The organism is uncultured Campylobacter sp. (genome assembly GCF_937921625.1).
Lineage (GTDB): Bacteria > Campylobacterota > Campylobacteria > Campylobacterales > Campylobacteraceae > Campylobacter_B.
On record NZ_CAKZTI010000048.1, the window covers coordinates 47,177 to 73,891 of the forward strand.

Genomic DNA, 26,715 nt, shown 5'->3' on the forward strand with positions numbered 1-26,715 from the left:
AAAAATGCGCTGCTCGCAAAATCCGAACGGCATAGAATTTGACTGCCTATTTAAACAGATGCGCGCCGAATTCGCTCGCACATTTGGCGCAAAATCTATGAAATTTAGGAGGTAATCATGCTTAGATTAATCGCTGCGATGGCGATTTTAGCGGCTCTCATATACTTCGTGATGGGAGGCGGCGGCAAAAAGACGATCAAAGATTACAAAAATTTCAGCCGCGAGGAGCTGGAGACTTTATGCCTCGAAAAGAACGACAAGATCGCCTGCCAGCGTATCGCCGTGGACTATATCAAAGAAAATAAACCGAAAAAATGATCTAAATTTGCGAGGCTAATTTCGCGGTTTCGTTCAAACAGCGCGCGGTTAAATTTCTTTCTAGCCCGGTCCAAACGCTGCGCGGATAAATTTGCCTGCAAAGCACGGCTGAAATGCCGATTTGATCAATACCGAGCGCCGCGCAAATAGCGTAAATTAAGCAACAGCAAGGATTAGCGTGCGCGCCGATGAAACCGCTAGCGCAAATTAAAAGCGATAAATCGCGCTGTGTTCTTTACGCGCAGACAAAAGGAGCGACCGATGAAAATTTTATGGCAAAGCAGGCTTCAAAACAGACTTCGCGATATCGGCGAAAACGTCCTAATAAAGGGCGATCGCGCATTTTATATGGGCGATAACGACGAGCAAAAACAGATGAAGCTTAGAAAATTCTCGCTTGCAAGCGGCAAGCAGCTAGCCGGCGCGCCTTTCCGCGATTTTACCCGTGCCGCGACCTTTGACGACAACGGCCGCACGCTCGTAGTTTTGGGCTTTATAGACACGATTTATAAATTTAACGCCGCGGATCTCGCGCTCATCACAAAGCACAAAAAGGGCGTGCTAAAATACGGCAACTTTATCGCGCTAAGTAGCAAGGATGGCGATAAAAAGGCTATTACGGCGACAGATGACACGCTTTTTATTTACGATTTTAAGACGCAGGCGGGCACGCGAAAGCGATTAAAGGGCTGCGCGGCGATTTTTAAACAGGACGAGCTAAATTTCTTGATTTTTACGCGCTCGGGTCAAATTTACGGCTTAAATTTAAGCGGTTGCGAGCTTAAAATCATCGCTAAAACTTGCCCTATGACGCAGGTGCAGCGCGCAAGCGGCGGATATTGCATTCGCGTGGGCGAAGCGGGCGAAAACGGCGAAATAAAGGGTGGTAACGAGCTTGTTTTTACGGACGCAAATTTTAATATTAAATTCCGCGTGGAGCTGGACTTTGATTTCGATAAATTAGATCTTGCGGCGGATGGACCAGACGGCTGGCGCGGACACTTTATAAACGAGCCGAACGAGCTGAGGATTCTTGATATTGTGCGTAGCGAGGCGGACGGCTTCGGGCACGGCGGCTCGGGCGGATTTACTTAGGATGGGGCGAGTAAATCCAGGTGCGAAGCGACGGATAAATTTGAGTACGACGAGCCCTTTAAATTTAAACTCGGCGAGCAGGTCCAATATCTCGCGGCAAAGCCCGTGCTGGCGCATAAATTTAAACAAAAGGGCACGAGAATTTTAGGCGTCATTACGGCTGCTTCTTGCCGGGCTGCGAGCACAAAATCCGAAACGGAGCAAAATGGCGCATTTGCCGAGCAAAATTTAGCGCCCGAGGGCAGCAGCCGCGACGAAAAAGAAAAATATTCACTCCTCGCTCCCGGTAAAAATGAAAAACGCAGGCATCGCGCGCTTGAGTTCACCCGCGATCTCATACTAGTCGATAACGCCTACGACGAGGATACGGAGCAAATTTTAACCTGCTATGAAATCTAAGCCATGATCCAAGCACACCCATATTCCTGATTTAAAATTTGCAGCCGTGATTTCACGCCTTTAATTAAGGCAGATTTGTTAAAAATTTTGCAAAAATTTTATATAGAATTCTACCAAGACACAGAAATACCCGTTTAAAAATTCTACGACATGCAGGCGAGAGCATTGCAAAAAATCGCGGCTCAGCGATAAGTACGGCGCAACGGCAAGGACAAATCTTAACGCCCTAAGTGCGGGCAAATTTAAAGTGCTCTTCAAGAGGTACGCGCGAAATTTAATCTCTAGCAGCGGGTTAAATTTTATGACTCGCACGCCCGCACCCTATCAAATTTAAAATTTCAGATCAACGACGATTTGTACGGCGCGACCGCGCCCTTTCGTCACTATCAGCACTTGACGTTTTTTGCCTTGCTATCTTGCATCGCGCGGAAAAATTCCGCCCTGCTTAGCGGGATTTCGTCCGGATGAGCGCTTCTGAAATGGCGCAGATAGCCCTCGTAATCGCCGAGCCCGATGAGCGGCGCAAGTGCGACATCCGCGCGCGCCAAAAACCTCGCCACGGCCTTCGGGGCTGCGAGCGGGTTAAATTTAAACTTTTTCATAAACGCCCCTATCTACGTACTCGCTTTCCGCTAGCTTGAAATATCCATCGCTTGCGCCGCCCTTTGAAATTTTAAGGCACATTCGGATCGTTTGGGCGATGACGATGATCGTAACGACGACGAAAAGAGCACATAGCACGGCGTCGATGACGTTGTTTCTGATGATAGCCTGCGCCTTTTCGATTGCCGCGGGATCGCTTAGGCTAGCGAGCTTGGCGGCGGTGTTTTGCGCTATAGCCACGTGGCTTACCGCGTCATGCACGCGCTCGCCGTTAGCCGGCATCAGCTTTAAGATCGCCGCATAAAGCGTGGTTATAAGCACCCAAATCGCAGGAGCGATCGTGACGAAGGCGTATTTTTGCTTGCCCATTTTAAAAAGCACCACCGTCGCAAGCAGCAGCGCGATGCCCGCGAGCATCTGATTGGACGCGCCGAAAAGCGGCCACAGCGTGTAAATTCCGCCCATAGGATCGGTAACGCCGCTGTAGAGCAGATAGCCCCAGCCCGCCACGCAGATCAGCGTCGCAATGATGCCGTAGAGGAAATTTTTGGTATCGGAAAACGGCTTATAGACGTTGCCTAAAATTTCTTGCACCATAAAGCGCCCCGTGCGCGTGCCCGCATCGACCGCGGTCAGAATAAACAGCGCTTCAAACAAAATCGCGAAATGGTACCAAAACGCCATCAGCTCCTTGCCGCCGATGATCTGATGCAGCAGCATCGTTAGCCCCATCGCAAAGGTAGGAGCGCCGCCCGTGCGGCTCATCATCGTGGTTTCGCCGACGTTTGAAGCCAAGGCGCCGATCTGCTCGGGCGTAATGCTAAATCCGATAGAGCTTATATACGCCGCGGCGCTTACCGCGTCTTTGCCCAGTACCGCAGCTGGCGAGTTGATAGCGAAATATTCGCCCGGGCTTAGGATGCACGCCGATACGAGCGCCATTACGCCCACGAGGCTCTCCATAAGCATCGAGCCGTAGCCGATGAAAAGAGTGTGGGTTTCGCGCTCGACCATCTTCGGCGTCGTGCCGCTGGAGATCAGCGCGTGAAAGCCCGAGATCGCGCCGCATGCGATAGTGATAAACAAAAACGGAAATATCGGACCGGCAAAAACAGGACCCGTGCCGTCGATAAATTTCGTCGTAGCGGGCATTTTAAGCTCGGGCGCGACAAAGATTATCGCGACCGCCATACCGATGATGACGCCGAGCTTAAGGAAAGTACTTAGATAATCGCGCGGCGCAAGCAACAGCCACACGGGCAAGATAGCCGCTACAAAGCCGTAGCCGATCGTAAGAAGTGCTAGCGTCTCGCCCTTTAGCGAAAAGACATCGTGCCAGTACAGATCGATCGCCACGTAATGCCCGCCCCAAAGCGAAAGCATCAGCAAAATAAAGCCGATGATCGATGCCTCGCTGACCTTGCCCGGGCGCAAGAACCTCATGTAAATTCCCATAAATACGGCGATCGGTATCGTCATCGCGATCGTAAAAAGCCCCCAGGGCGAGTTTGCGAGCGCTTTTACGACGACCATCGCCAAGATCGCTACGATGATCAGCATGATGAAAAAAATCCCGATCATCGCGATACCGCCCGTGAGCTTACCCATCTCATCTTTGATCATCTCGCCGAGGCTCTTGCCGCCGCGTCGCGTAGATAGCACGAGCACGATGAAATCATGCACCGCGCCTGCGAGCACGACGCCCACCAAAAGCCAGATCATGCCGGGTAGATAGCCCATCTGTGCGGCTACTACGGGGCCTACGAGCGGTCCGGCGCCAGCGATAGCGGCGAAATGGTGGCCGAAAAGGACGTATTTGTTCGTAGGGACGTAATCTCGTCCGTCGTTTCGGATCACCGCAGGAGTCGCGCGACGATCGTCCAGCTCAAAGACGCGATACGCGATAAAGCGCCCGTAGAAGGTGTATCCAATCAGATAGATGCACGCGCTGGCTACTACGAGCCAGACGGCGCTGATGCTCTCGCCTTTATTTAGCGCAAGTACGCCGAAACACCACGCCCCTATGACGGCGACCGCCGCCCAAAGGATCTTTTGCCAAAATTTCATGCTCACTCCTTAAATTAGCGAGCGGCTTAGGCAGTATGTCGTTTTAACAAAACGGCTTGCGTCTTTGAAGCAGAGCTCGCTAAGTAAAATTTAATGCGTATTTTATCGGCGTTTTTATAATTTAAAGCTGAATTGCAAAATTAAAAAGAGCTTTCGACGTTTAAATTTGACGCCTAAATTTTGAATTTCAAATTTAAAGAGCCGGCTTGGCGGCGCACGAAATTTTAATACTTAATCGCCCTAAATTTAACCCCGCAGCTCTTAGCCGTTACGGAATTTATCGCGATTTAAGAAACCAAGCGATAAAATCTTATGATAACGATTTTAATTTCTTAACAAAAATCGCGAATACTTTTAGGAGGAAATTTATGCCAGATCAGGTGTGCGGCTACATACTTTTTCGCGCCCATATCAAAAGCTCTGCGAGCCGCGAAAATAACGATGCGAGCCGCGAGAATTTCATAAATTCCGCGCGTATAAATTCCTGGCATCGCTTAAATTTTAAAATATCCGCCGCGACGAAATCTGCGCGTATAGTTCGCCTGGTGGGCTATGAGCTTTAAATTTTATCTCTTTCTAATCGCAGCTTTTATATTGCTTGCTTTAGTGGCCGTAAGTAGCGGTGGGGCGAGCATTTCGCTGGGCGACATCGTAAAATTTTTCACCTTCGGCGAGATAGACGAGACCAAGCAGCTAATTCTAACGCAAATGCGCCTGCCGCGCCTCGTGCTTGGAATTTTAATAGGCGCGCTACTGGCAACTTCCGGCGTAGTGGTGCAAAGCGTGTTTTTAAACCCGCTTGCGGATCCCTACATCATCGGCATCGCCTCGGCAGCGACTTTCGGCGCAGTCATAGCTTACCTGCTGGGGCTTAGCGACGTTTTTTACGGAATTTTCGCGTTTTTAAGCGCAAGCGCGCTGTCGATCGTGATCTTTAAGCTCGCCGCCCACACCCGCTCGATCTCGACACTACTGATCGTAGGTATCGCCGTATCGTCGTTTTTGGGCGCATTTACCTCTTTCGCGGTCTATCTAATCGGAGAGGACAGCTTTAGAATTACGGCGTGGATGATGGGCTATCTAGGCGGGGCGAATTGGCAAAAGATCGCGCTTTTACTGCCGCCGCTGCTGTTTTGCATGGCGTATTTTTACGCGAAGCGCCACGAGCTAAATATCATCTTAAACGGCGACGAGGAGGCGAAGTCGCTGGGGCTCAACGTCGAGAAGTCCAAAAAGAGCCTACTCATCGTCTCTTCGCTCATCATCGGCTTTTCGGTCGCATTTACGGGGATGATAGGCTTCGTGGGGCTCATCATTCCGCATACGCTTCGCATGGCGCTTCGCACGTCTAGTAACGCCGTGTTGATCCCCGCTAGCGCGCTTACCGGCGGAGTTTTTTTGGTTTTTTGCGACATAATCGCTAAAAACGCCCTCTCGCCGGTAGAAATTCCAATCGGCGTGGTGACTTCGTTTTTCGGCGCGCCATTTTTCCTATACCTTGCGTTTAGGAAGCACGCATGAAAGTAAGCGGGCTAAACTTCAGCTACGGCAAGCGAGCGATTTTGCGAGGTATCGAGTTAAATTTAAAACGGGGCAAATTTTACGGGATTTTGGGTCCTAACGGCTGCGGCAAGAGCACCTTGCTAAAAAATATCTTGCAAATTTTAAAGCCCGCAAGCGGGATCATCGAAATAAACGGCAAAAAGGCGAGCGAGTATAGCCTAAAAGAGCTTGCGGCGCTCATCGGCTTCGTACCGCAAAAAACAGCCCTCGCCGCGCCGCTTAGCGTGAAAGAAATTTTGCTTGCGGGCAGATTTTGCCGATTAAAAAGCGCTTTTAGCGGCTACGATGCGAGCGACCGCGACAAGGTAGAGCGAATCGCCGAGCTTTTGGACGTGAAAAAATTTTTAAATCGCAGCGCGTTTGAGCTAAGCGGCGGCGAGTTCGGGCGCGTGCTGCTTGCCAGAGCGCTCGTAAGCGAGCCTGAAATTTTACTGCTCGATGAGCCCACGGGCGCGCTTGATATGAACTACGCGATCGAGGCGATGAGGATCTGCGAAAATTTAACCAAAACGCTAAATTTAACGAGCGTCATCGTGCTGCACGATCTAAATTTAGCCTCACTGTTTTGCGATGAAATTTTGATGCTAAAAGACGGTGTAGTGAGGTATCGCGGTAGCGCGGGCGAGCTTTTTACGCCGCAGATCATAAAAGAAATTTACGGCTTTGACGCCTTGATAGTCGAAAATTTAGGAACCAAATTTATCTTACCGCAAAAGGAGAAAATGTGAAAAAAATTCTTATAGCTTTGCTTTCGGCGAGTTTTGCGCTCGCCAAAGGCCTGGTAGTGCTCGACCCCGCCGCAGTCGAGATCATCTACGCTTTAGGCGCGCAGGATCAGATCGCTGCGATCTCAACTACCTCGATGAGCAAGATCCGCCCAGAGGCAGAAACCGCAAAACTGCCGAGCGTAGGCACCTACGTAAAGCCGAATATGGAGAAGATCGTCGAACTTAAGCCCGATCTGGTTATTACGAGCTTTCACTCCGCAGGCGTTAGCGATAATCTGCAAAAACTGGGGCTTAAGAGCCTTGCGATGGATGCGAACTCCACCGCAGAGATCTGCCAAAACGTAAAAAAGATCGCGACCATCGTAAAAAAAGAGGGCGAGGCGGATAAAATTTGCGCGCGGATGGATGGAATTTTCGCGGACAAACCCGCTCTTCGCGGTAAAAAAGTAGCGCTATTTTTCGGCTCAAACGCCACTATGGCCTTTAACGACAAAACCCTAGTAGGCGATATCTTCGCTCGCCTAGGCGCCAAAAATATCGCAGACGGCCTAAAAGGCAGCACGCCTTCGGTATCTGCCGAATACATCCTCGAGCAAAACCCCGATATAATCGTAGTCGTGGGCGGCGAGACGGAGGATTTTTTAAAGGCAAATCCGATCCTTAGCAACACCAAAGCCGTAAAATCGGGCAAAATTTTAAAAGCTCCGACGCTCATCTTGCGAGGCAGCCCGCAGATCGGCGAGACGGTGGATGAAATTTACGCGGAGGCAACGAAATAGATGTTTAAAGAGCGCATTAAATCCCACCACCGCTCCAAACTTTTCGAGAGCGTTTCCGCAAGCGAAAACGAGCTATTCGACGCGCTGGAGCAGCCCGCCAAAGACAGCGACTGCGTGATCTATCTGCATGTGCCCTTTTGCGACAACATCTGCTCGTTTTGTTCGATGATGCGCTCCAAACTCGGCGACGAGCTGGACGAATACACTAAATTTTTGATCCGCCAGATCAAAGACTATGGCGAGATGCCCTACTTCGACACTAAAAAGATCAAAAGTATCTACTTCGGCGGCGGCACGCCGAGCGTCTTTAGCGAGACACACTTCGAAAAGGTTCTGGGCGCGCTGCATAAAAATTTTAAGATCGCAGAGGACTGCGAGATCAGCGTAGAGACCACGCTGCATAATTTAGACCTTCAAAAGGCGCTTGCCTTGCAAAGCTTTGGCGTAAACCGCTTTAGCATCGGCGTGCAGACCTTCAGTAGGCAGGGGCGCGCGCTTCTAAACCGCGTGCACAAGCCTGCTCGCGCAATCGAGCGACTAAAAGAGCTTAGAGAAAAATTTGACGGCATGCTCTGCTGCGACATCATCTACAACTTCCCGAACGAAAGCGTAGAGGAAGCGGTCGCGGACGCGCATTACGTAAATGAGCTAGGTCTAGATAGCGCCAGCTTTTACTCGCTAATGTTTTTCGATGGCTCGGAGCTATCCAAAAAGATCGACAAATCCTACTATGATCTAGAGATCGATAAGAAGCTGCACCACGCTTTCGCAGAGGCGCTGCTGCAAAGCGGGAATTTCGAGGTTTTGGAGCTTACCAAGCTTGCTCGCAAAGGGCGCGATAACTACGGCTACATCAAGCTAAGCCACAAGGGTACGGACGTCCTGCCTATCGGCAACGGCGCGGGCGGACACGTAGCGGGCTTCGGAATTTACGGCGTTTCGGGGCACAAGATGATCTCGCGAATCGATGAGCGCGAAGCAAAATACGGCGTTCTAAGCAATCTATTTCAATACCCGATCGTAAGCTTAAACGAGCTAAAAGAGGCCCTAAGCGCGAGCATTTACGACGAAGCGGTGCAAAAGCTCAAAGAATTTGAGAGCTGGGGGCTTTTGGAGCTAAAAGATCAAAGATCGATCTTAAACTTGGACGGAATTTTTTGGGGCAACAACATCAACGAAGAGATAGCAAACATTATTAGAAAGGATTTTGTATGAAAAAAATCGTGCTTTACACCTCACAAACGGGTAACACGAAAAAGGTGGGCGACGCGATCGCCGAGCAACTGGGCTGCGAGAGTCTAAATTTCCGCGACTTTGAGGGTGAGGTCGATGACTACGACTTCATAGCTTTAGGCTTTTACGTCGATAAGGGCGAAGCCGAAGCGAAATTTATGCGCTTTTTACGCAAGATTCACGGCAAGAAGCTTGGCGTTTTTATGACTCTGGGCGCAGAGCCGGACGGCGAGCACTCGCGCAAGTGTTTGGATAGCTTTGAAGAGGGGCTTAAAGCAAACGACAACGAGATCATAAGGGAGTTTGCCTGCCAGGGCGCGATCGATCCGAATCTACTTGAAATGATGCGCAAAATGGCGGCCGGCGGCAACTCGCCCCACCCTATTACCCCCGAGCGACTTGCGCGCTGGGCGGAGGCTGCGAAACACCCGGACGAGAAGGATCTGGCGGACGCAAAAGCAGCATTTGCGGGGATAGAATAAATTTTAAAACAAGCCGCGCAAACCGATGCGCGGCGAAGCAAAGCCAGATAAAATTTCAAACTACTTCACGCGCGATTTGAAAAATTTCGCACTTTTAAATTTAGAGTTAAATTTCATTTCGTGCGCAACAGATCAAATAATGCCGCTGACCTTGCGCCCCTAATGTGCGCCCTGAACGCGAAAAGCGCTTTTGTAAGCGACTGGTCTGCGAGTGGTGCCGTCATCCAATACACCGCCCGCCATTTTGCGACGGCCTGAGCGCGAAAAATCTGCTTCTGCGAGCAAGTGGACTGCGAGCGCTGCGGTCGCGATCATCGGCTACCCCTGTCGTCACGCGCCGTAGGTGCCGCCGTCAGGTGCCGCTCTCCCGCCGCACGATAACCTATCTGCCGCCGCTCATCACCCCGTCACGCGACAACCTGCCGCCGCCAATCTATCCGCCGCGTTGTCGCAGTACTGAACCCAAACCGAACCGCTAAATTTTAAATTCTACAAAAGTCTCATCGCGCATAAATTTTAATTCGGCAAATGCGTAAAATTTAGGTAAAATTCCACGCAAACGCTTTGACGGTCAAAATTTAAAAGGGCGAAGATGACGAATTTCGAATACGCTAGTCGCATTAACGAGGTTGTGGGGCTAGATTTAAGCTTAGATTGCGAAGAGATCGATCTGCAGGATAAGTTTTACGGACTTTTTCAGTGCTTTATGCCTGAGGACGCGGGCGTGGAGGCGGTGTTTGCGCCGCTGCAAAGTGGCGCTGAGCTGCAAACGCGCATAATGCCGATATATGCGGTCACGGCGCAGCAAACGCGAGAGGCGTTTGGTCGAGGTGTGGCTCCCGGATATTTTTGCCCGCCGCAGAATCCGAAATTTGATGACGAAGCGCTTAAGAGCCTAGCTTTAGCGCACGTTCAAAATTTAAAAATTTTCGCCGAGTTTCTCGGCGATGATGAGCTTTTAGAGATGCTTGAGCAGATAAAATCCGCTCGCGTGCAGGAGAGCTTTGATCTCGCGCATAACAAAGATGGGCTTGCGAACGCCGTCTATGAGGCGATCACGGAGTGGATGATAGATTCGCCCAAGCTCGATACGAAGCTATGGGTGCTCGGCGAAGCGTATTATTCGATCGACTGCGACTACCTGCTCTCGGCGTACTTGCAGTATCCAAACTACGCGCAAAGGCCGCAGGAGGACTTTTTGAAGCCCTACTTCGAGCTGTATCTAGCGGGACGGCAGATCACGTTTGATCGCGGCGAGGTCGTGGTTTTTACGCGCTAAATTTACGCAGGCAAAGGAAGCGAATGGGCGCTCACAAAGTGACTAAAATTTGAGCCTTTCAAAAAAAAAAGAAGCGAGCGACGTCCACGAACGGCTAAAATTTAAGTTCAGCAAGTATGGGCACAAACGCTTATCGCATATCCAAAAAAACCTGCGTCGTAATCAAGCATCTAGCAGGTTGCCTACGTCGCGTCAAGTCGCTTAAAATATTTCTGCTTTGCGTAGCCGCCGCTTTCAGCGCCTTGCCAGAGCAAAATCTCCACACATCGTTAACATTTGGATAATTGAATTCCTTCCATCACTCTGCTGTCCTCACTTTGTATGAGGTACCCAAATAATTTACTTGCGCTAACGCTTGCTAGTTATAATTTATCTAAATTTTAAAGAGGAATTTTGACGCAGAATTTTATGGAATTTCGCTGCTGCAAATCTCACAATCGATAAAATTCTATCGATTTACGCTCTTAAATTTGCTCAAATCGCCGCCTGTTTTATAAAATTCTTCAGCATCGATCATAGTGCCGTCAGGCAGCTTACAAACGGTGTAATCCACGCCGTTGCCGTCTTTGCGGACGATCAGCTCGCCGCCATTTTTGATACAAAAATCCCCAGCAGCGCTAGCCTCTGCGCTCACCGAAGCGAAAGCGCCCACCGCAAGCGCCACTGCAAAAAATCTCTTAAAACTCATTTAAATCCTTTCGTTTAATTTTGCCCGTTTTTAGGGTTAAGCTTGTATTTTAGGCGCTAGGTACACTAAGCAACCTGCGCCTAAATAAATAAACCGCCTTCCTTGAACACCGATAATAGCGTTTTAAATGTTAAATCCTACCTAATAAATCCCAGCAGCGCCAAGTCCGCTCGCCGCTGCAAAATCAAAGCCATCAGACTTCATCCAATGCAAAATTTAACATCATAAAATTTTGCCTTCAATAAAATTCTAGCAGCGAAATCCAAGCCGCATCAAAACTATTTCTGCCGTAAAATACCGGCTATAAAAGCGAGAGTTATCACAAATACCAGCTCAGCGACAAGGCAAGCGCGGATCCTAAACAATCTCGTCTATAAGCGCGAGCCGCGTTCAAACCCTCTAAATTTAACCGCCGCTAGCCGTTTTTGCGCGCAAACTCGCTCATAAAGGAGACTAGTTTTTCAACGTCTTCGTAGTTTATCGCGTTGTAGATCGAGGCGCGGATGCCACCTAAAACGCGGTGTCCTTTAAGCCCGATCATCTCCTTCGCCTCCGCTTGCGCGACGAAGACGGGCTCAAGCGCGGCGTCTGCGATATTAAAGCTCACATTCATTAGGCTGCGGCTCTCCTTTTGCGCGTGGCCGCGGTAGAAGCCGCCGCTGGCATCGATCGCGCCGTAGAGTAGCGCCGCTTTGCGCTTGTTGCGCTCGTGCATCGCCGCGAGCCCGCCGATCTCGTCTTTGATCCAGCCGAGCATTAAATTTAGCATGTAAATTCCGAAGGTATTCGGGGTGTTACTCATCGAGTCCGCGTCCGCCTGCGTCTTGTAGCGCAGGATCATCGGCGTTTTGGGATTTGCGCGATCCAGCAGATCCTTGCGGATCGCTACCATCGTAACGCCCGCGGGCCCGCCGTTTTTCTGAATGCCGCCGTAAAACATCCCCACGCTGCTAAGATCCACGGGTCGCGAAAACAGATCGCTCGAGCTATCGACCACGAGCGGGCAGCCGCACTGCGGTAGCTGCGGATACTGCGTGCCGTAGATCGTGTTGTTCGAGCAGATGTAGCCGTAGTCCGCGCCGTCAGAGAATTTAACCTCCGGGATGCGGTCGAATTTGCTCTCCTCGCTGCTTGCGACCACGCGGTAGTTTATGCCGAGCACGCCCGCTTCCTTGATCGCTTTACTTGTCCAGTTACCCGTGTTGGCGTATTCTGCGACGCCGCCTGCGTATAGGTTCATCGGCACCTGCGCGAACTGAAGGCTCGCACCGCCTTGTAAAAACAAAATCGTAAAATCGTCCGAAAAGCCATAGAGATCGCGCACGCTGCTCATCGCGCTATGCAAAACTTCCTCGAAAATTTTAGTGCGGTGCGAGATCTCCATTATCGAAAATCCGCGCCCTGCGTAGTTTAGCAGCTCCTCTTGCGCCTGCTTTAGCACGCCTAGCGGGATGGTGCTAGGTCCTGCGCTAAAATTTAAAACCCTATCCATTTTGCCTCCTTTAGATGATTTTTGCGTTTTTGCTGAGCTGCTGTGAGCAAAGGACGAACTCGTCGCCCGCGGCAAGCTCGCCCAAGCTCACCGTTTTGCCGTCCTTTTGGATTTGAACGAGGTCTTTGGTGATCTCAAAAAATTTCGCCTTTTGCGCCAAAAGCTCATCCTTAGCGCTTAGCGTATGCTCTGCGGCGCTTAGCTTGGAGCCGATAAAATTTTTAAATTTAAGCTCGAAATTTAAAAGCCCCGCGAGCGAGCCTGAAATTTTTGGCTCGATCGATTTTGATTTAAGCTCTAAAGCTGCAAGGCTCAGCACGTTTTGTGCGGATGAAATTTTATCTTTTATCAGCCTATCAAACGCGTCGCTTATGCCGTCTAGGCTCTGAAAGATCGCGCAAATATCGGGCAGCAGGTCGATCATCGCGGCGGTGGGCGTGAGGCTTCGGTGATCGGCTACGAAATCGCTGATGCTAAAATCGATCTCGTGCCCGACCGCCGAGATGACGGGCGTTTTGGCCGCGTAGATCGCGCGCGCCAAGGTCTCGTCGTTGAAGCACCACAGATCCTCGCGCGAGCCGCCGCCGCGAGCGATTACGATCGCATCGTAGCCCTTCTCGTCGGCTACGCGCAATGCGCTTATGATCGAAGCAGGCGCGCCCTCGCCTTGCACTAGCGCGTTATACAGATCGATCTTGCAAAGCGCGAAGCGGTCCTGTGCCGTGCGAAGCATATCCGCCTGCGCCGCAGAACCCGCGCTCGTGATGATCGCGATGCTTTGGGCAAATTTCGGAAGCTGTTTTTTGTGCGCGGCATCGAAAAGCCCCTCTTTGCTAAGCTTCTGCTTTAGCGCGGCAAATGCCGCTTCCAGCTCGCCCTCACCGCTTTTGCGGATATTTGATACCTGAATCTGATATGCGCCCGTTGGGGCGTAGAGCGAGACCTTGCCGCTTACGATGAGTTTATCGCCGACGGCGGGGATAAAATTTATCCGCGTGGCGTTAAATTTAAACATCGCGCAATCGATTGCCGCGCTCGCGTCTTTGATCGTGAAATACCAGTGCCCGCTCGTACTTTGAATTCTAAGCTTAGATATTTCGCCCTCGACTTCGACGAAGCTAAAGCTCGTCTCCAAAAGCGTCTTGGCTTGGGCGTTGAGCTCGCTTACGCTAAGCATCGTCGCTCTTCCGCACGATTTTCTCCGCGATGAAAAGCGTGCTGACGTCGAAGCTGAAGCCCTTTTGCACGCGCAGCTCAAAGCCCGCATTTTTGAGCTTTTCGCTAAAGCTCGCGGCGTCTAGGAAGCTACCGATGGAGCTTGGCAGATACTCGTAGGCTTCTTTATTTTTCGAGATAAAGGCGCCGATTTTGGGCAAAATTTTGCTCACGTAAAAATCTCTGATTTTAAACGCGAGCCCGCCGCTTGCGGCTTTGGTAAATTCCAAAACCACGAGCGAGCCGCCCGGTTTGATGATCCGATTAAACTCCGCAAGCGCCGCGTCCAGCTCCACGACGTTTCTTATGCCATAGCTGATGCTTAAAATATCCACGCTCGCGTCATCCAACGTCGTAGCGCCCGCGGTTGCCTTGATAAACTCGCAGCCAGGAAATTTTTGCCTCGCTACCTCAAGCATCCCCTCGCTAGGATCGATCCCCACGATCCGCTCGATCTGCACGCCGCGCTGCGCCGCGCCGTCGCGCCATGAGCTTATCATATCGCCCGTACCACACGCGACGTCGGCGATACTCACGAGCTTTCCTTTAAGCTTTTCAAGCGTCAGTTCGACCGCTTTTTTGCGCCACGAAACGTCCACGCCGAAGCTGATGGCGCGGTTTGCCAGATCGTAGGTAGGCGCGATCTCATCGAACATCTTTATAATTTTTTCCTGTTTTTGCACGGGCTTTCCTTATTCGTATGCTTTGATTTTACGCAGCGATCTTTTCAGCGCGCGCAAAAGAGCCTCTTTTTCATTTAAAATTTTTTCCTCCAGCTCGGCGCGGCGATCGTTTAGGCGGGCGTCCAGAGCCAGCAGATACGCAAACGCGACGCCGCTTTTATCGCTTGCTTTTTGATAGATCGCGATGAAATTTTGCCATACGCTGATATCTTGCAGCGCGCCGAAATCCTCGCAGGCGGCCTTGGTGCGTTTAAACAGCTCCCTGACGCAGCCTTCATCAAAGCTTCTTGCAAAAATTTCAAGCGCGTATCGCAGCCTCTTTAGCCCTATGCGCACGTCGTGAAATGCCTGCAGAGATGAGCCTTGCTTTAAATTTTTTAGCTCTGCGCGCAAGCTTTTAATCAGCTTGCAAAGGCGGGCGGAGGCGAACTTTTTTGAAATTTTTTCATATTCGCTGCGTGCGTAGATACCATCCGCGCCGCTTAGAAAGCCGCTAATAGCGCCGCTTAAATCTGCAAATTCCGAACTAGAAAGAAATTCTAAAATTTTATCCTCCGAGCGCTTTGCGATAAGATTTAGCTGCTGCAAAAAGCTCGCAGGCGCGTCGTCGGCTTTTAAAAACTCCGCAAAAACGTGAAGGTCTCGCAGCTGATTGCTGCGGCTCATAAATTCTGCGAGGAGTTTTAAAATTTCATCCTTTTTTTCAGCTTCGAAAAGCGGCGCGGATAGCTTCAAAACGGCTCTAAATTTACGAATCTGCACGCGCAGCTCGTGAAGCGCTTCGGGGGCTAGGCTTTTTTGATATTCGCTCTTTGCGCCGCACGCCCTCGTCCACGCTAGCTCAAGCGCCAAACGCGCGAGCTTAACGCTGTCCGCATAGGGCGGCGCGAAAAATTTAACTCGGCTAAATTTTTTAAAAACACTGCGGGCGTGCGCGAAATCAAGCGAGCGCGGCGGGATACCGTAGCGCGCCAGATAGCGGCTTTTGTAGCGATAATCGTCGGTGATCTCGCAAAAATCGGTGCTGCCGAAGGTTTTTGCAAAATCAAAATTTGCGCTTGCCGCCTCGCTTTGAAATTTCGCTCGTAAAATCACGAGCGTGCTTAGCTCGCCGCCGTAAAGCTCTAGCCAAAACTCCGCTTCGTCACTGGCAAAGCCGTAACGGTTCTTTTGCACGACTCGGGCGATCCTGCTTTTTAAAGCCTCTTTGAAATCATCTTTTGAAATTTTAAAATTTAGAGTTTGTCTGTCAAGATCCTCTTTTTTATGGTGCAAAGAGCATTCGTCGTTTTGGCGGATGTAGTAAATTTCGGGATAGAACGAAGTATAAAACCAAGCGATCTTTACCTTGCGACATTTCAGCCCCGCACGCTCTAGCGTCCGCAGAATCGAATCGTCGCTCAATAAAAATTTACGCTTAGTTTGCATACCCGCTCCAAAAATAAAGTGGGTAATAATAGCAGAAAATTCTTTAAACTATCTACACTTTTCGCAGTCTTCGACCGTAGCCGTGATATTTAGCTTGCGGATGAAATTGCCCGCTTTGCGCTCGATGTTTTTTAAAACGTCCTTATTAAAGGCATCATCCATGAAAAGATCCGTGACATTGCCGCATTTTTCGCATACGACGTGGATGTGCGGCATCTGATAAATGTCGTAGCGACTCTTTTTATTCGGCGCATTGACCTCGACTACGACGCCTTCGTCGAGCAGGGTGTTTAAATTTTTATAAACCGTCGCTAGCGAAATGGATGGATAGTCCTCCTTGATCCCCTCGTATAGGTCATCTATACTTGGATGTTCGTGGCGATCCAGCACCTTTAGGATGCACAATCTTTGAGGAGTTGCTTTCAAACCGCAAGTTTTGAGTAGTTCTACGTGGCTCATTTTTGTCCTTCAAAAAATTTTAAAGTGATATTATCAAATTTTACTTTAAACAAAGTTGATATTAACTAATACTTTTTATCACTTAATATTCGCTCGGTTAGAGTTTGGATATCCAAGCCCAAGCTACGCTCCACGTCGGCGGTCTTGCCGTGCGGTAAAAAGATATCAGCAAATTCGAAGCTCACGATCTTTACGTCCGAAATTTCATTTTCTTGCAAAAATGCGCTTAAAATTTCACCGACGCCGCCCTTTTTGGCATTGTCGCTAAAGACGTACCAAATTTTATCTTTGCGAGCCAAGCTTCGCAAAAACTCGGCGTCTAAAGGCTTTACAAAGACTAGATCCACGACGTCTGCTTCGATCTGCCCCTCCAGCGCCTCGGCCGTTTTATACGCTCTACCAGCGCCGTTTCCGTAGCCGATGAACGCTACTCGCGCGCTATCGCTGCGCTTCAGAAACACCGATTTTGCAAGCTCTACTACAGATGCGCCAGTCTCGTCGCAGCCCAAGATAAAGCTTCCGCGCGGATAGCGGATCGCCAAAACCCCTTCGTGCGCGTAGGAGTACTCGATGATTCGTTTAAAGCTCGTCTCGTCACGCGGCGCGCACATACTGACGTTTGGGATCGCATTTAAGAAGCTCACGTCAAAGACCCCCTCGTGCGTCTCGCCGTCTTCGCCCACGATGCCCGCGCGATCCATCGCAAGGACTAAATTTAAGTTCATAATCGCCGCGTCATGGACGATCTGATCAAACGCGCGCTGCATAAAGGTCGAATATATCGTAACGTACGGCTTAAAACCCTCGCGTGCCATCGCAGCCATCGAGCTTAGCGCGTGAGGCTCGGCGATCGCGACATCCCAGAAGCGGTGAGGAAATTTCTCGATCAGCTTATCCATACCCGTGCCGCTTGGCATCGCAGCGGTCACGCCCACGACGTTTTCATGCTTAGCGGCTAAATTTAAAAGTGCCTCGGCGTAAATTTGCGTGGCGCTTTTGGTGGCTGATTTTTTCTTAAATTCTCCGCTTTGAATGTCGAAAGGCCCTACGCCGTGCCAGCTCTCCAAATATCCCTCGGCCTTATCATAGCCCTTGCCTTTGATCGTTTGAGCGTGCACGACGACGGGTTTGCGCGCGCTTTTTGCCGTCTTTAGCGCCGATATTATATCCTCTAGATTATGTCCGTCCACGGGACCGATGTAATCAAGCCCAAGCTCCTCAAAATACATCCCAGGGATGATGAGCTTTAAGGAATTTTCAAAGCGCTTTGCCATATATGTCGCGCTTTGCGGAGCGTGAGAGAGCAGCTCTCTTACGTGGGATTTAAATTTTTGATATGTCTCGCCCGCCATCGCTTGGCTTAGGTACTTACTAAAGGCGCCGATAGGCTTGCTGATACTCATTTTGTTGTCGTTTAGGATGATGATGCAGGGCAGGCGCAGATCTCCTAACTCGTTCATCGCCTCATAAGTCATACCGCCGCTCATCGAGCCGTCGCCGATGAGTACGACCGGCACGCGATCTTCGTGCTTTAGGCTTATCGCTTTTGCCGCGCCCACGGCTAAAGAGATCGACGTCGAGGCGTGTCCTGCGACGAAGTAGTCAAATTTACTCTCGCTGGGTTTCGTGTAGCCGCTGATACCGCCAAACTGCCTAAGCGAGCCGAACTCCTCCCAGCGATCCGTCAGAAGCTTGTGCGCGTAGCTTTGATGGCTCACATCAAAGATAAACGGATCGCTCGTGACGTCGAATACGTAGTGCATCGCCACGATGAGCTCGACCGCGCCCATATTTGAGCTTAGATGACCGCCGTTTTTGCTCACGACTTCGATTATGCGCGCTCTGATCTGTGTGCAAAGCTCCCGTAGCTCCTCTAGGCTTTTATTTTTAATATCCACTTAAAATTTCTCCCAAAGCGCCCAAGACGCGATCGTTTTGCCCCTGTGTGCCGATCGTGATGCGCACGGCGTTTAGCCCATAGCTTTTTAAATTTCGAATGATGATGCCGCGGCGCAGAAGCTGCTCGCAAAGCTCGCTGCTATCTATCGGCGGGCTAAGTTTAAACGTGATGAAATTTGCGTAGCTAGGGATAAATTCCAAATTTCGCTCGTGCGCAAAATCCTCGAAGCGGCTCATCTGCGCGGCGTTGTTTTGCAGGCTCTTTTGCACGAAAGCCTCGTCTTTTAGCGCCGCAATCGCCGCTGCGAGGCTAAGCGTCGTGATGTTAAAGGGCGGTCGCAGCTTATAAAGCGCGCTTATGATTACGCGCGGCGCGATGCCGTAGCCTACGCGCATACCGCCTAGGCCGTAGACCTTTGAGAAGGTACCTAGATAGAGCACGTTTTTAAAATTTTGAATTAAAAATTTCGGATCGAGCTTTTTGCGTTCATCTTTAAACGCCGCAAATTCGTTGTATGCGGCATCGATCACTAAAAGCGTATCCTCATCCACGCTTCGAGCGAACTCATACACAGCCTCCGCATCCAAGCACTCGCCAAGCGGGTTGTTCGGCACGCACAAAAAGATGACCGAAATTTCATCCCTGTGCGCGTTATAAATTTTTAAAAGCTCAGCCAGATCGTGCTCCTGCGCACTCGTTTTGTAAACTTTAGCCTCGCAATGGCTTGCGTAGATGCCGTACATCGCGAAAGTGACGCCCGCTTGCAGTATCGCGCAGCGCGAATTGAGCTTGGCATGCAGCGCAAACTCGATGATCTGATCGCTGCCCGCGCCGATGATGATATTTTGCGGCTCTACGCCGAATTTTAATGCGAGCGCCCCCTTTAGCTCATACATCGAATCATCAGGGTAAAGATGCGCGCGTGCCGCATTTTGCACGATCGCCTCCTGCACCGCTTCGCTCGTGCCGAAGGGATTTTCGTTGCTGGCAAGCTTTAGCACGTCCTGCTTGCGGATACCAAACTCGCGCACCACAAGCTCGATCGGCTTACCCGCTTCGTAATTGCTTAGATTTTCTACAAATTCGTTAAATTTCATCACTCCCCTCCGTTTATATAGCTTCCCAGCCAGGTGACTTCGTGTCCGTTTTTCTGCGCGTTTTGCAGCACGCGCGCCACGCGCTCGTCGTCGATGTGTCCTTCAAAATCGATGTAAAAGACGCTTTTAAAATCCCTAAGTTTGACCGGGCGACTTTCGAGCTTGGTTAAATTTATCCCCTCGTTGCGAAACATCTGCAAAAAGTCCACGAGCCCGCCCGGGCGGTCGTCGGTTTTGGCTAGGATGCTCGTTTTGTTGCGGTCGCTTTTTTGGTTTTTAAAGTCGCTCAGCACGAAAAAGCGCGTGCGGTTGGCGGAGTTGTCCTCGATCTTTTGAAACATCATCGGCACGCCGTAAAGATCGGCGGCGATCTTGGAGCAGATCGCGGCGGAGTGCGGCGTGGCGGCTGCCATCTGCGCCGCAAGCGCGGTCGATTTGGTCGCGGTAAATTTAACGCCGCTAAGGCCGTGATCGTCTAAAAATTTAAGGCACTGATTGTATCCTTGCGGATGCGAGAATATCTGATCCACCGTGCTTACGTCGTCGCAGTGGCTCGCAAAGCAGTGGTGGATATCCATATAAATTTCGGCGACGATCTTGACGCCTTCGTATTTTCGCAAGCAATCAAGCGTAGCGCCCACCGCGCCTTCGGTGTTGTTTTCGATCGGCACGACGCCGTATTTCGCCTCGCCGCTACCAAGCTCTTTAAAGACTGCTTCGATGTTTGAAAGCGGCAGATAGGAGCTTACCGCGCCGAAGCGGCTCTTGGCGGCTTGGTGCGAATAGGTGCCGAAAGGCCCTAAAAACGCGACGATCTGCGGCTTTTCTAAATTTCGCGAGACCGAGAAAATTTCAAAAAATATCGCCTCGATCGCCTCTTTGCTTAAATTTCGCGCCTTTCCGCCGTCCAGCCTGCTGATGATCGAGCGCTCGCGCTCCGGGCGGTAGATCGCGCTGCCCGCGGTCTGCTTCAGCTCGCCGATCTTTTTGACAAACCCCATGCGCTCGTCGATAAGGCGCAAAATTTCATCATCCAGCCTGTCGATACAAACGCGCAGATCATCGATGTTTTGCATCATAGCCCTCCTTTTGCTCGCCCCTGAATTTCGGTTTTAGAAATTTTGCGCCGACGCTCTTGCTGCTTTGTGCTTTGAAATTCTTGCCGCGTGAGCCTAAAATTTCATCGCTTAAGATAGCTGCACCGCAACTTCCGCGCGCTAAGAAGACGCGATAAAATTCGTCGCAGCGGGATTTGAAATTTAAAGAGCCGAGATTAAAATTTAAAGCGGGGCTTTGTTCTGGCGTGAAATTTAGAGACGCATTTTGTTCGGATTTGAAATTTAAAGCAGGGACGCATCCTGGCTTGGAATTTAAAGCAGCAGTGCGTTTAAAATTTAGGGCCGAACTCGCCGTGGCATTAAAATTTAAAGCCGCTGCGCGCTCGGATTTGAAATTTAAGATTGCGCCCCGTTTTGGACGGCTCGCCGCGCGGCTCATACGAGATCCTTTTCGAGCGCGATTAGATCATCAAAGCTCTCGCGCTTTCTGATCAGGCGGTCCTGTCCGTCGTAAACCGCAACCTCGGCGGCGCGGCAGCGGGTGTTGTAGTTGCTCGACATCGAAAAGCCGTAGGCGCCGGCGCTTTTGATCGCGAGCAGATCGCCGCTTTGCAGGCTAGGCAGGCTAACGCCTTTGGCCAAAAAATCGCCGCTTTCGCAGATCGGCCCCACGACGTCGCAGAGGCTCGCTGCGGCTAAATTTACGCTTGAAATTTTTTCAGCCGCGCAAGAGCCGTTTATTTGATCCGAGCCCCTGCCGCCTAAATTTACTTCGCTATCGCCAGCTTCATCTAAATTTATACCCTCCGAGGCGCTAACGATCTCGATGGCGTGGTGCGCACCGTAGAGGCTCGGGCGTATGAGATCGTTCATCGCGCCGTCTACGATGACGAAGCGCTTGCCGCAGTTTTGTTTTTCATAAAGCACGCGAGTAAGGAAGACGCCCGAAGCTCCCGTGATGAAGCGCCCCGGCTCGCACACGATCGTGACATCTAAACCGCCTAGGCTCTTTAGAATTCCTTGCGCGTAGTCGTAGAGCACGATCTGTTTTTCATCCTCATAGCGGATGCCGATGCCGCCGCCCACGTCGAAAAATTTTATATCGATCTCAAGGGCTCGCAGCTCGCGCAGCAGATCGCTTACGATCTTTGCGGCGTCGCAGATCGGAGAAATATCTGTAAGCTGGCTGCCGATGTGAAAGTGGATACCGACGGGATTTAAAAATTTGCTCTTTTTGGCGTAGATATACATCTTGCGCGCGGTCTCGATGCTGACGCCGAATTTGTTCTCATTTAGCCCCGTGGAGATGTAGGGGTGGGTCTTAGCGTCAACGTTTGGATTTACGCGGATGCTGATGCGAGCGGGCTTATTTAGCTTTTGCGCGATCCGCTCCAGGCGCAGCATCTCGGCTTCGCTTTCTAAATTTATCAGCAAGATGTCCGACTTTAGCGCAAATTCTAGCTCGCTGTCTTGCTTACCGACGCCTGAGAATATGATCTTATAGCTCTTTGCGCCGATATACAGCGCGCGGCGCAGCTCGCCGATGCTGACGCAGTCAAAGCCGCTGCCCAGATCCGATAAAAATTTTAAAATGCTTAAATTCGAGCTTGCCTTGATCGCGAAGCAGACGAGCGACTTGCGCGCGGCGAAGGCCTCTTTGAGCGCTATGAAATTCTTTTGTATCTCGTTAAAATCGTAAACGTATAAAGGAGTGCCGTATTTGCGGGCTAAGCTTGAATAATCCATAGAATTTCCACCGATAAATTTTGCGCCATTCTAACAAATCAAGGCTTAACGATGCTTAAAAACTAAAAATGCCGCGAAGCCTAATAGCGCTGTTATGGGCACGATAATGCCAAGTTCTGGGATGATGACGCCGTTGAGAGAAAACCTAATTAACACGAAAAGCACACCCCAAGTGCATAGCGTAGCGATAAAAAATCCAAAGCTTAGTAGCGCAAGATTAAAAAATCGCCCCGTAACGGGCAGGTAATAATACAGCACCAATACCGCCAAAGGCGCAAACAATGGAAAAAATATCATATTATAAAGACTTGCTTTTATAGTGGAGATATTCACGCCTTGATGCGAAAAGGTGCGGATCGAACGCAAAGCATCCCTGATCGAATATACATTACTCGTATCATAAACGCTTGCAATTGAGCTTGGATCAAAGCCCTTAAGCGCCTCGCTCTGCGCGCTAAGCTTACTTTTTAATCCACTTCCTCCAAGTTTAAGCTGCGCTGGTAAAGTAGTGGTATTTACGTCGCGCAGATGCCAAATTTTGCCTGCGTATTCGCCAGAGCTTGCGTGCGAGCGCGAAGCAACGGAGTTATCACCCATATCAAAGATCGTTATATCATTTGCGTTTTTACCGTTTAGAGCTTTGATGTAGATATATTTACCCTCAAATTTCAAAAACATATCTCCTCCCGCAGGCGATAAATCGGTTAAATTCTTTTGAAATTTTAGCGCATATGCAAACGGGGTGGAATTTAAAGCTATAAAGCCTGCAGTAATCGCAAGTGCGATCAAAAATGGAGGGATTATCAGAGCGTTTTTGCTAACTCCAAGCGCATAAAAGCTCACCAGCTCGTTGCTACGGATCATATTAAAGCCCATCAAAATAAGCGCAAAAATAAGACTTAGCGGCAGCGTGTAACTAAGCGCGACCGCTGCGGTTAGAGCAATATACAAAAGAGCAGTATTCGCGCTTGAAGGAAAATCTTTGAGATTGGTAAGCACATCGATGCCTACGTAAAAGCACTCAAGGGCTATTAGAAGGATAAAAAAATACTTCAGATAGGAAAGAGCCGCGTATTTTACGTATAACTTCACACCCTAGCCTTTTTAATCGTAAATTTTTGCGCGATCTGCTCTATATCCGAGCAAATGAGCTCTTCTACCGCGCGCGCGACATAGGGTAAAATTTCACTCAGCTTCTCGCGCTCACTTTCGTTAAAATTTCCGAGTACGAAATTTGCCGCGTCCTGCCCTTGCTGTTTTTTACCCACGCCGATACGCACGCGCTCGTAATCCGCGCCGATTAGCGCGTCGATCGATTTGATCCCGTTGTGCCCGCCGCTACTGCCGCCTTTTTTAAATTTAACGGCGCCTAGATCCAAATCTATATCGTCGTGCACCACAATGATGCGCTCGGGCTTGTAAAAATCATTCACCGCCTTTACGGAGTTGCCGCTTAAGTTCATAAAAGTTTGGGGCTTTAGAAGAAGCAGCGAGCCCTTTTTAAAAAGCTCGCCTTGGAATTTAGACGCGCCGAGCTCGCTAAAGCCGCCCGTCTTTAAAATTTCGTCGATTAGCATAAAACCGACGTTGTGTCTGGTATCTGCGTATTTCTGAGCAGGATTCCCAAGTCCTGCGATCAGTATCATAGGCGCCCCTATTTAGCCGAAGTAACTCCGACTACCGCTACTGAGCCGTCTAGAATGATGCTGACGCCCTCTTTTACCGGAATGTCTCGGATCAAAAGCGAATCGCCTACATCAAGATCACTCACATCGAGCGTAAAATCGTTTGGTAGATCTTTGCCGGCGCATTTTACGGCGATACGGCGCTTGGATTGCACCAAAATACCTTTGTTTTTTAGTCCTTTAGCGACGCCAGTTACCTTAACCGGCACTAAATATTTGCTTACGACGTCATCCTGAACTACTCGCAAATCTACGTGAGTTAGGGTATTTGTGACAGGGTGCTTTTGGTATTCTTGCACTATAACGCAATATGTCTTACCGCCCACGCTAACCTCGAAAGGAAGATCTTCTTTTGCGCGCATAGCCTTGATAAAGTCGTTTACTTTAAACGCTGCGTTAATATTTTCAAATCCTTTCGCATAAATATTAGCGATTAGATAACCATCTCGTTTTAGGGATTTTGAAGCCCTTTTACCGATACTATCTCTAACGATACCTTCTAACATTAGGTTTCCTTTGTGAAAAAATGAAGCGTGATAATAGCTAAATATTGCTTTAAATCTATTTAAGAAATATGGGACTTTATGCAGATCGATCAATAGTGGAATTTATTTATGCATGTTAGGATGTCTTTTGTGCATCGCAATATAAATTACGACGATAAGCCTCTATGCCGTAAAATCGTCATAATCAGCCGCTCCCCCATGATTTCATAAAAATCTTTTTTGTATTCGCTCGCATGCTTTCGCAACGCGTCTTTGAATTCGTCGTAGAATTTCAAGCTGCATTCGTGAGTCTCGAAAATTTTTAAAAGCGTGCTGTACCTTATGACCGAATAACGTTCATACTCATCAAATTTCGCTAACTCCCTATCCGCATGGCTATAATCAGGTAGAAGCAAAAAGCATTTTGCCCTACCGCCTGAATCCTGCTTATCGGCAATCTTTGCGTATTTATCTAGCTGAGAGCATACTATGCCGCTTTGCAGATCGTGTCTAATGCCGTTAATGCCGGATTTGATCTTATTTTCGATGACGATTGCGTGATTTTGATCTTTGATAAAAATGTCGATATTTTTGTATTCTCTTAAAATTTGTGCATCCGCGCTTACGTTTAGCCGTAAAATTTCACTTGCAAATTTAAAAAATAGTTCCGTATCGTTTCGCAGATAATAGACTATCCAATTTGAAAAGCTTAACTCATCGTCCATCTTGCCGATTATCTCTAGGATGTTTTGCTCTTTAGCTTTAAAATTTAAAATTTCATCTCGTTTGATCCGCTTCGCAGTGTCGCCGCTCTGCCAAAGCTCGGGCGCGAAAATTTTATCCAGCGCGCTTTCGTGGCGGACATATTGCTTCAAAGATTGCGAGAAAAATTTAAATGGCACTAAAAAATGCGTTTCGTCTATCAGTTTCTCATCATCAACGATGTAAAATTTAAATCTTGGTTTTTTAAAATTCGACGTCTCAAATGTTATATACGCCGCATTGGGGCTATCGTTTTCGCTTTCAAATAGCTCGTTTAGAAGCACACCGCCGTAAGCGATATTTTGTGCTTCAATCATTTCAGATTGTCTTTTAAGCTCCTCTTTAGCGCCACGCTTTCTGCCGCTAGCAAAAAGTTCATCGCTCAAAAGCAGTTTTAACTCGCTAGCGCGAGCTAAAATTTCAAAACAGTGTTTCGAGATGGCACGTACTAAAAGGACTTTGTGTGCGTCCTTCGCATCCTCGTTTATCGTGCCGTAAGGATTTACGTAGATGTAGTGCCTGCCGTTGTCTGCCTTAAAAAGATTGATGATTTCGTGCCCCAAGCTCTCGTTCAAATAGCCGCCCGAAAACATTCGATTTATAATTATCATCTCAGAATAAATTCCTATCTATATTTTTAGCGCTAAATTTACGCACGCACTCTCGTATGGCGTTGCGTACTTCGTCGCGCTTTTGTTTGTCGTAAAAATATAATCCCGTCGAGCCGAAGCTTCCAAAGACGTAGAGATAATATCTTGTTTGGATATCATTAATGCGCCGCCCCAATCTAGCGGTTTTTGCATTTTTGGAGCTCATCCTAAAAAATTTAATCACCGCTAGAAAAATTTTAAAAATATTTGCGCTTTTTACCTCTTTTTTCTCTAAACGCATATCCTCGATTTGATCTGCCGTGACGGTTCTGCTGCGCATTAAATTCCAATACGGCGCGCAGAGCAAAACGGCTACAATGCTATTTTCAACATCGCTTCTAGGGAAGGCGATTTTACCTGTTTGCATATCGATCAGGTATCTTTTGTTTTTGTTGTAGATCAAAATGCTTTGAAACGGCAAAAGCACTAAAATCACGGCACCCACGCCTAATGGTAACAGCAAAATTCCAATGAGTAAAGTCCATTTAAAATTTTTAAAAACAATCTCTAGCGCGGTATGGACGTCGATTATCTCATATTTCATAAAATTCTCTTGCGATGAAATTTTATCCATTTGGTTGTTTGCACGATTTAAAATTTATTAAAGCGCCGAGAGTTTCGGCTCGCAGCGCTTTAAATTTTAATCTTGCACCCAATTTCGGCGCGAGATCACTACTTTTTACGACGCTTTTTATCTCCGGCTCTTTGAGCGGGAGTTCTATAACTTCCTGCTCTTCCTCTTTTATCGCCGTTTTTTCCTACTCTATTTTTTGGTGTCGCCATCTCCTGCTCCTTATAAAAGATATGTGTAATTATACCCC

The 26,715-nt window shown here is 49.1% G+C and carries 28 protein-coding genes; 10 read left to right on the forward strand and 18 right to left on the reverse strand.

Features of this window, described 5'->3' with window-relative positions:
* Positions 1-117: 117 nt before the first annotated feature.
* The 3 genes from Q0101_RS07860 (at position 118) to Q0101_RS07870 (ending at position 1,812) form a co-directional block, all read left to right on the forward strand.
* Positions 118-318: a hypothetical protein gene (locus Q0101_RS07860; RefSeq protein ID WP_297882160.1), complete on the forward strand. Its 201-nt coding sequence runs from the start codon at positions 118-120 to the stop codon at positions 316-318.
* Between the two features lie 261 nt (positions 319-579).
* On the forward strand, positions 580-1,413 hold the full coding sequence (locus Q0101_RS07865; RefSeq protein WP_297944053.1) for a hypothetical protein: 834 nt from the start codon (positions 580-582) through the stop codon (positions 1,411-1,413).
* Between the two features lie 105 nt (positions 1,414-1,518).
* Positions 1,519-1,812 carry a hypothetical protein gene (locus Q0101_RS07870; RefSeq protein WP_297944055.1) on the forward strand — a complete coding sequence of 98 codons (294 nt, stop codon included), beginning with the start codon at positions 1,519-1,521 and terminating at the stop codon, positions 1,810-1,812.
* Positions 1,813-2,198: 386 nt separating this feature from the next.
* Here the strand turns inward: Q0101_RS07870 and kcuS are convergent, their stop codons facing one another.
* Positions 2,199-2,414, reverse strand: coding sequence for a KCU-star family selenoprotein (kcuS, locus tag Q0101_RS07875; RefSeq protein ID WP_297944058.1), 216 nt, complete (start codon positions 2,412-2,414; stop codon positions 2,199-2,201).
* A complete protein-coding gene (locus tag Q0101_RS07880; protein ID WP_297944060.1) occupies positions 2,401-4,482 on the reverse strand; it encodes a carbon starvation CstA family protein in 2,082 nt (693 codons plus the stop codon). The genes kcuS and Q0101_RS07880 overlap by 14 nt, the downstream gene beginning before the upstream one ends.
* Positions 4,483-4,850: 368 nt before the next feature.
* Here Q0101_RS07880 and Q0101_RS07885 point away from each other — a divergent pair, with 368 nt between their 5' ends.
* From Q0101_RS07885 to Q0101_RS07915, 7 genes are all read left to right on the forward strand, one after another.
* Entirely contained in the window at positions 4,851-5,045 is a 195-nt protein-coding gene (locus Q0101_RS07885) for a hypothetical protein (protein WP_297944062.1), read from the forward strand.
* Positions 5,035-6,003, forward strand: coding sequence for an iron ABC transporter permease (locus tag Q0101_RS07890; protein WP_297944065.1), 969 nt, complete (start codon positions 5,035-5,037; stop codon positions 6,001-6,003). The genes Q0101_RS07885 and Q0101_RS07890 overlap by 11 nt, the downstream gene beginning before the upstream one ends.
* Complete coding sequence (locus Q0101_RS07895; protein WP_297944067.1) at positions 6,000-6,773, forward strand: ABC transporter ATP-binding protein; 774 nt, start codon at positions 6,000-6,002, stop codon at positions 6,771-6,773. Before Q0101_RS07890 ends, Q0101_RS07895 begins: the two co-directional genes overlap by 4 nt.
* Positions 6,770-7,552: an ABC transporter substrate-binding protein gene (locus Q0101_RS07900; RefSeq protein WP_297944070.1), complete on the forward strand. Its 783-nt coding sequence runs from the start codon at positions 6,770-6,772 to the stop codon at positions 7,550-7,552. Before Q0101_RS07895 ends, Q0101_RS07900 begins: the two co-directional genes overlap by 4 nt.
* Complete coding sequence (locus Q0101_RS07905) at positions 7,553-8,767, forward strand: radical SAM protein (RefSeq protein ID WP_297944073.1); 1,215 nt, start codon at positions 7,553-7,555, stop codon at positions 8,765-8,767. It begins immediately after the preceding gene.
* A complete protein-coding gene (locus Q0101_RS07910; protein ID WP_297944075.1) occupies positions 8,764-9,267 on the forward strand; it encodes a flavodoxin family protein in 504 nt (167 codons plus the stop codon). The genes Q0101_RS07905 and Q0101_RS07910 overlap by 4 nt, the downstream gene beginning before the upstream one ends.
* A 592-nt stretch (positions 9,268-9,859) precedes the next feature.
* The gene (locus tag Q0101_RS07915; RefSeq protein WP_297944078.1) at positions 9,860-10,546 is read left to right on the forward strand and encodes a hypothetical protein; all 687 of its coding nucleotides are present in this window, start codon (positions 9,860-9,862) and stop codon (positions 10,544-10,546) included.
* A 448-nt stretch (positions 10,547-10,994) separates the two neighbouring features.
* Here Q0101_RS07915 and Q0101_RS07920 read toward each other — a convergent pair whose 3' ends face one another.
* From Q0101_RS07920 to Q0101_RS07995, 16 genes are all read right to left on the reverse strand, one after another.
* Entirely contained in the window at positions 10,995-11,234 is a 240-nt protein-coding gene (locus Q0101_RS07920; protein ID WP_177388543.1) for a DUF333 domain-containing protein, read from the reverse strand.
* 415 nt (positions 11,235-11,649) lie between these two features.
* On the reverse strand, positions 11,650-12,726 hold the full coding sequence (gene serC, locus Q0101_RS07925) for a phosphoserine transaminase (RefSeq protein WP_297944082.1): 1,077 nt from the start codon (positions 12,724-12,726) through the stop codon (positions 11,650-11,652).
* A gap of 10 nt (positions 12,727-12,736) precedes the next feature.
* Entirely contained in the window at positions 12,737-13,903 is a 1,167-nt protein-coding gene (xseA, locus tag Q0101_RS07930; RefSeq protein ID WP_297944085.1) for an exodeoxyribonuclease VII large subunit, read from the reverse strand.
* Complete coding sequence (ubiE, locus tag Q0101_RS07935; RefSeq protein ID WP_297944088.1) at positions 13,896-14,624, reverse strand: bifunctional demethylmenaquinone methyltransferase/2-methoxy-6-polyprenyl-1,4-benzoquinol methylase UbiE; 729 nt, start codon at positions 14,622-14,624, stop codon at positions 13,896-13,898. The genes xseA and ubiE overlap by 8 nt, the downstream gene beginning before the upstream one ends.
* Before the next feature lie 9 nt (positions 14,625-14,633).
* Positions 14,634-16,052 carry a CHAD domain-containing protein gene (locus Q0101_RS07940; protein WP_297944090.1) on the reverse strand — a complete coding sequence of 473 codons (1,419 nt, stop codon included), beginning with the start codon at positions 16,050-16,052 and terminating at the stop codon, positions 14,634-14,636.
* Between the two features lie 48 nt (positions 16,053-16,100).
* The gene (locus tag Q0101_RS07945) at positions 16,101-16,511 is read right to left on the reverse strand and encodes a Fur family transcriptional regulator (RefSeq protein WP_005869540.1); all 411 of its coding nucleotides are present in this window, start codon (positions 16,509-16,511) and stop codon (positions 16,101-16,103) included.
* Positions 16,512-16,576: 65 nt separating this feature from the next.
* On the reverse strand, positions 16,577-18,409 hold the full coding sequence (gene dxs / locus Q0101_RS07950; protein WP_297944092.1) for a 1-deoxy-D-xylulose-5-phosphate synthase: 1,833 nt from the start codon (positions 18,407-18,409) through the stop codon (positions 16,577-16,579).
* On the reverse strand, positions 18,399-19,508 hold the full coding sequence (gene hisC, locus Q0101_RS07955) for a histidinol-phosphate transaminase (RefSeq protein WP_297944094.1): 1,110 nt from the start codon (positions 19,506-19,508) through the stop codon (positions 18,399-18,401). Before hisC ends, dxs begins: the two co-directional genes overlap by 11 nt.
* Entirely contained in the window at positions 19,508-20,584 is a 1,077-nt protein-coding gene (pheA, locus tag Q0101_RS07960) for a prephenate dehydratase (protein WP_297944118.1), read from the reverse strand. The genes hisC and pheA overlap by 1 nt, the downstream gene beginning before the upstream one ends.
* The gene (locus Q0101_RS07965) at positions 20,568-21,005 is read right to left on the reverse strand and encodes a hypothetical protein (protein ID WP_297944097.1); all 438 of its coding nucleotides are present in this window, start codon (positions 21,003-21,005) and stop codon (positions 20,568-20,570) included. The genes pheA and Q0101_RS07965 overlap by 17 nt, the downstream gene beginning before the upstream one ends.
* Positions 21,002-22,312 (reverse strand): diaminopimelate decarboxylase, encoded by a 1,311-nt coding sequence (gene lysA, locus Q0101_RS07970; protein WP_297944106.1) that lies wholly within the window; start codon positions 22,310-22,312, stop codon positions 21,002-21,004. Before lysA ends, Q0101_RS07965 begins: the two co-directional genes overlap by 4 nt.
* Positions 22,313-22,357: 45 nt before the next feature.
* Positions 22,358-23,404 (reverse strand): LptF/LptG family permease, encoded by a 1,047-nt coding sequence (locus Q0101_RS07975; RefSeq protein ID WP_297944108.1) that lies wholly within the window; start codon positions 23,402-23,404, stop codon positions 22,358-22,360.
* Entirely contained in the window at positions 23,401-23,958 is a 558-nt protein-coding gene (gene pth, locus Q0101_RS07980) for an aminoacyl-tRNA hydrolase (protein ID WP_297923961.1), read from the reverse strand. Before pth ends, Q0101_RS07975 begins: the two co-directional genes overlap by 4 nt.
* Positions 23,959-23,966: 8 nt before the next feature.
* Positions 23,967-24,503, reverse strand: coding sequence for a 50S ribosomal protein L25/general stress protein Ctc (locus Q0101_RS07985; RefSeq protein WP_297944110.1), 537 nt, complete (start codon positions 24,501-24,503; stop codon positions 23,967-23,969).
* Positions 24,504-24,649: 146 nt separating this feature from the next.
* Positions 24,650-25,855, reverse strand: a complete 1,206-nt coding sequence (locus tag Q0101_RS07990) for a PD-(D/E)XK nuclease family protein (protein ID WP_297944112.1) — start codon at positions 25,853-25,855, stop codon at positions 24,650-24,652.
* 1 nt (position 25,856) lies between these two features.
* Positions 25,857-26,468, reverse strand: a complete 612-nt coding sequence (locus Q0101_RS07995; protein WP_297944114.1) for a hypothetical protein — start codon at positions 26,466-26,468, stop codon at positions 25,857-25,859.
* Positions 26,469-26,715 lie beyond the last annotated feature (247 nt).

Excerpts from the sequence above, each read along its gene's own strand:
- Q0101_RS07860 (WP_297882160.1), top strand. The coding sequence starts at position 118 with ATGCTTAGATTAATCGCTGCGATGGCGATTTTAGCGGCTCTCATATAC.
- Q0101_RS07865 (WP_297944053.1), top strand. The coding sequence starts at position 580 with ATGAAAATTTTATGGCAAAGCAGGCTTCAAAACAGACTTCGCGATATC.
- kcuS (WP_297944058.1), bottom strand. The coding sequence starts at position 2,414 with ATGAAAAAGTTTAAATTTAACCCGCTCGCAGCCCCGAAGGCCGTGGCG.
- Q0101_RS07880 (WP_297944060.1), bottom strand. The coding sequence starts at position 4,482 with ATGAAATTTTGGCAAAAGATCCTTTGGGCGGCGGTCGCCGTCATAGGG.
- Q0101_RS07885 (WP_297944062.1), top strand. The coding sequence starts at position 4,851 with ATGCCAGATCAGGTGTGCGGCTACATACTTTTTCGCGCCCATATCAAA.
- Q0101_RS07890 (WP_297944065.1), top strand. The coding sequence starts at position 5,035 with ATGAGCTTTAAATTTTATCTCTTTCTAATCGCAGCTTTTATATTGCTT.
- Q0101_RS07895 (WP_297944067.1), top strand. The coding sequence starts at position 6,000 with ATGAAAGTAAGCGGGCTAAACTTCAGCTACGGCAAGCGAGCGATTTTG.
- Q0101_RS07905 (WP_297944073.1), top strand. The coding sequence starts at position 7,553 with ATGTTTAAAGAGCGCATTAAATCCCACCACCGCTCCAAACTTTTCGAG.
- Q0101_RS07910 (WP_297944075.1), top strand. The coding sequence starts at position 8,764 with ATGAAAAAAATCGTGCTTTACACCTCACAAACGGGTAACACGAAAAAG.
- Q0101_RS07915 (WP_297944078.1), top strand. The coding sequence starts at position 9,860 with ATGACGAATTTCGAATACGCTAGTCGCATTAACGAGGTTGTGGGGCTA.
- Q0101_RS07920 (WP_177388543.1), bottom strand. The coding sequence starts at position 11,234 with ATGAGTTTTAAGAGATTTTTTGCAGTGGCGCTTGCGGTGGGCGCTTTC.
- serC (WP_297944082.1), bottom strand. The coding sequence starts at position 12,726 with ATGGATAGGGTTTTAAATTTTAGCGCAGGACCTAGCACCATCCCGCTA.
- xseA (WP_297944085.1), bottom strand. The coding sequence starts at position 13,903 with ATGCTTAGCGTAAGCGAGCTCAACGCCCAAGCCAAGACGCTTTTGGAG.
- Q0101_RS07940 (WP_297944090.1), bottom strand. The coding sequence starts at position 16,052 with ATGCAAACTAAGCGTAAATTTTTATTGAGCGACGATTCGATTCTGCGG.
- Q0101_RS07945 (WP_005869540.1), bottom strand. The coding sequence starts at position 16,511 with ATGAGCCACGTAGAACTACTCAAAACTTGCGGTTTGAAAGCAACTCCT.
- hisC (WP_297944094.1), bottom strand. The coding sequence starts at position 19,508 with ATGAAATTTAACGAATTTGTAGAAAATCTAAGCAATTACGAAGCGGGT.
- pheA (WP_297944118.1), bottom strand. The coding sequence starts at position 20,584 with ATGCAAAACATCGATGATCTGCGCGTTTGTATCGACAGGCTGGATGAT.
- Q0101_RS07965 (WP_297944097.1), bottom strand. The coding sequence starts at position 21,005 with ATGAGCCGCGCGGCGAGCCGTCCAAAACGGGGCGCAATCTTAAATTTC.
- lysA (WP_297944106.1), bottom strand. The coding sequence starts at position 22,312 with ATGGATTATTCAAGCTTAGCCCGCAAATACGGCACTCCTTTATACGTT.
- pth (WP_297923961.1), bottom strand. The coding sequence starts at position 23,958 with ATGATACTGATCGCAGGACTTGGGAATCCTGCTCAGAAATACGCAGAT.
- Q0101_RS07985 (WP_297944110.1), bottom strand. The coding sequence starts at position 24,503 with ATGTTAGAAGGTATCGTTAGAGATAGTATCGGTAAAAGGGCTTCAAAA.
- Q0101_RS07990 (WP_297944112.1), bottom strand. The coding sequence starts at position 25,855 with ATGATAATTATAAATCGAATGTTTTCGGGCGGCTATTTGAACGAGAGC.
- Q0101_RS07995 (WP_297944114.1), bottom strand. The coding sequence starts at position 26,468 with ATGGATAAAATTTCATCGCAAGAGAATTTTATGAAATATGAGATAATC.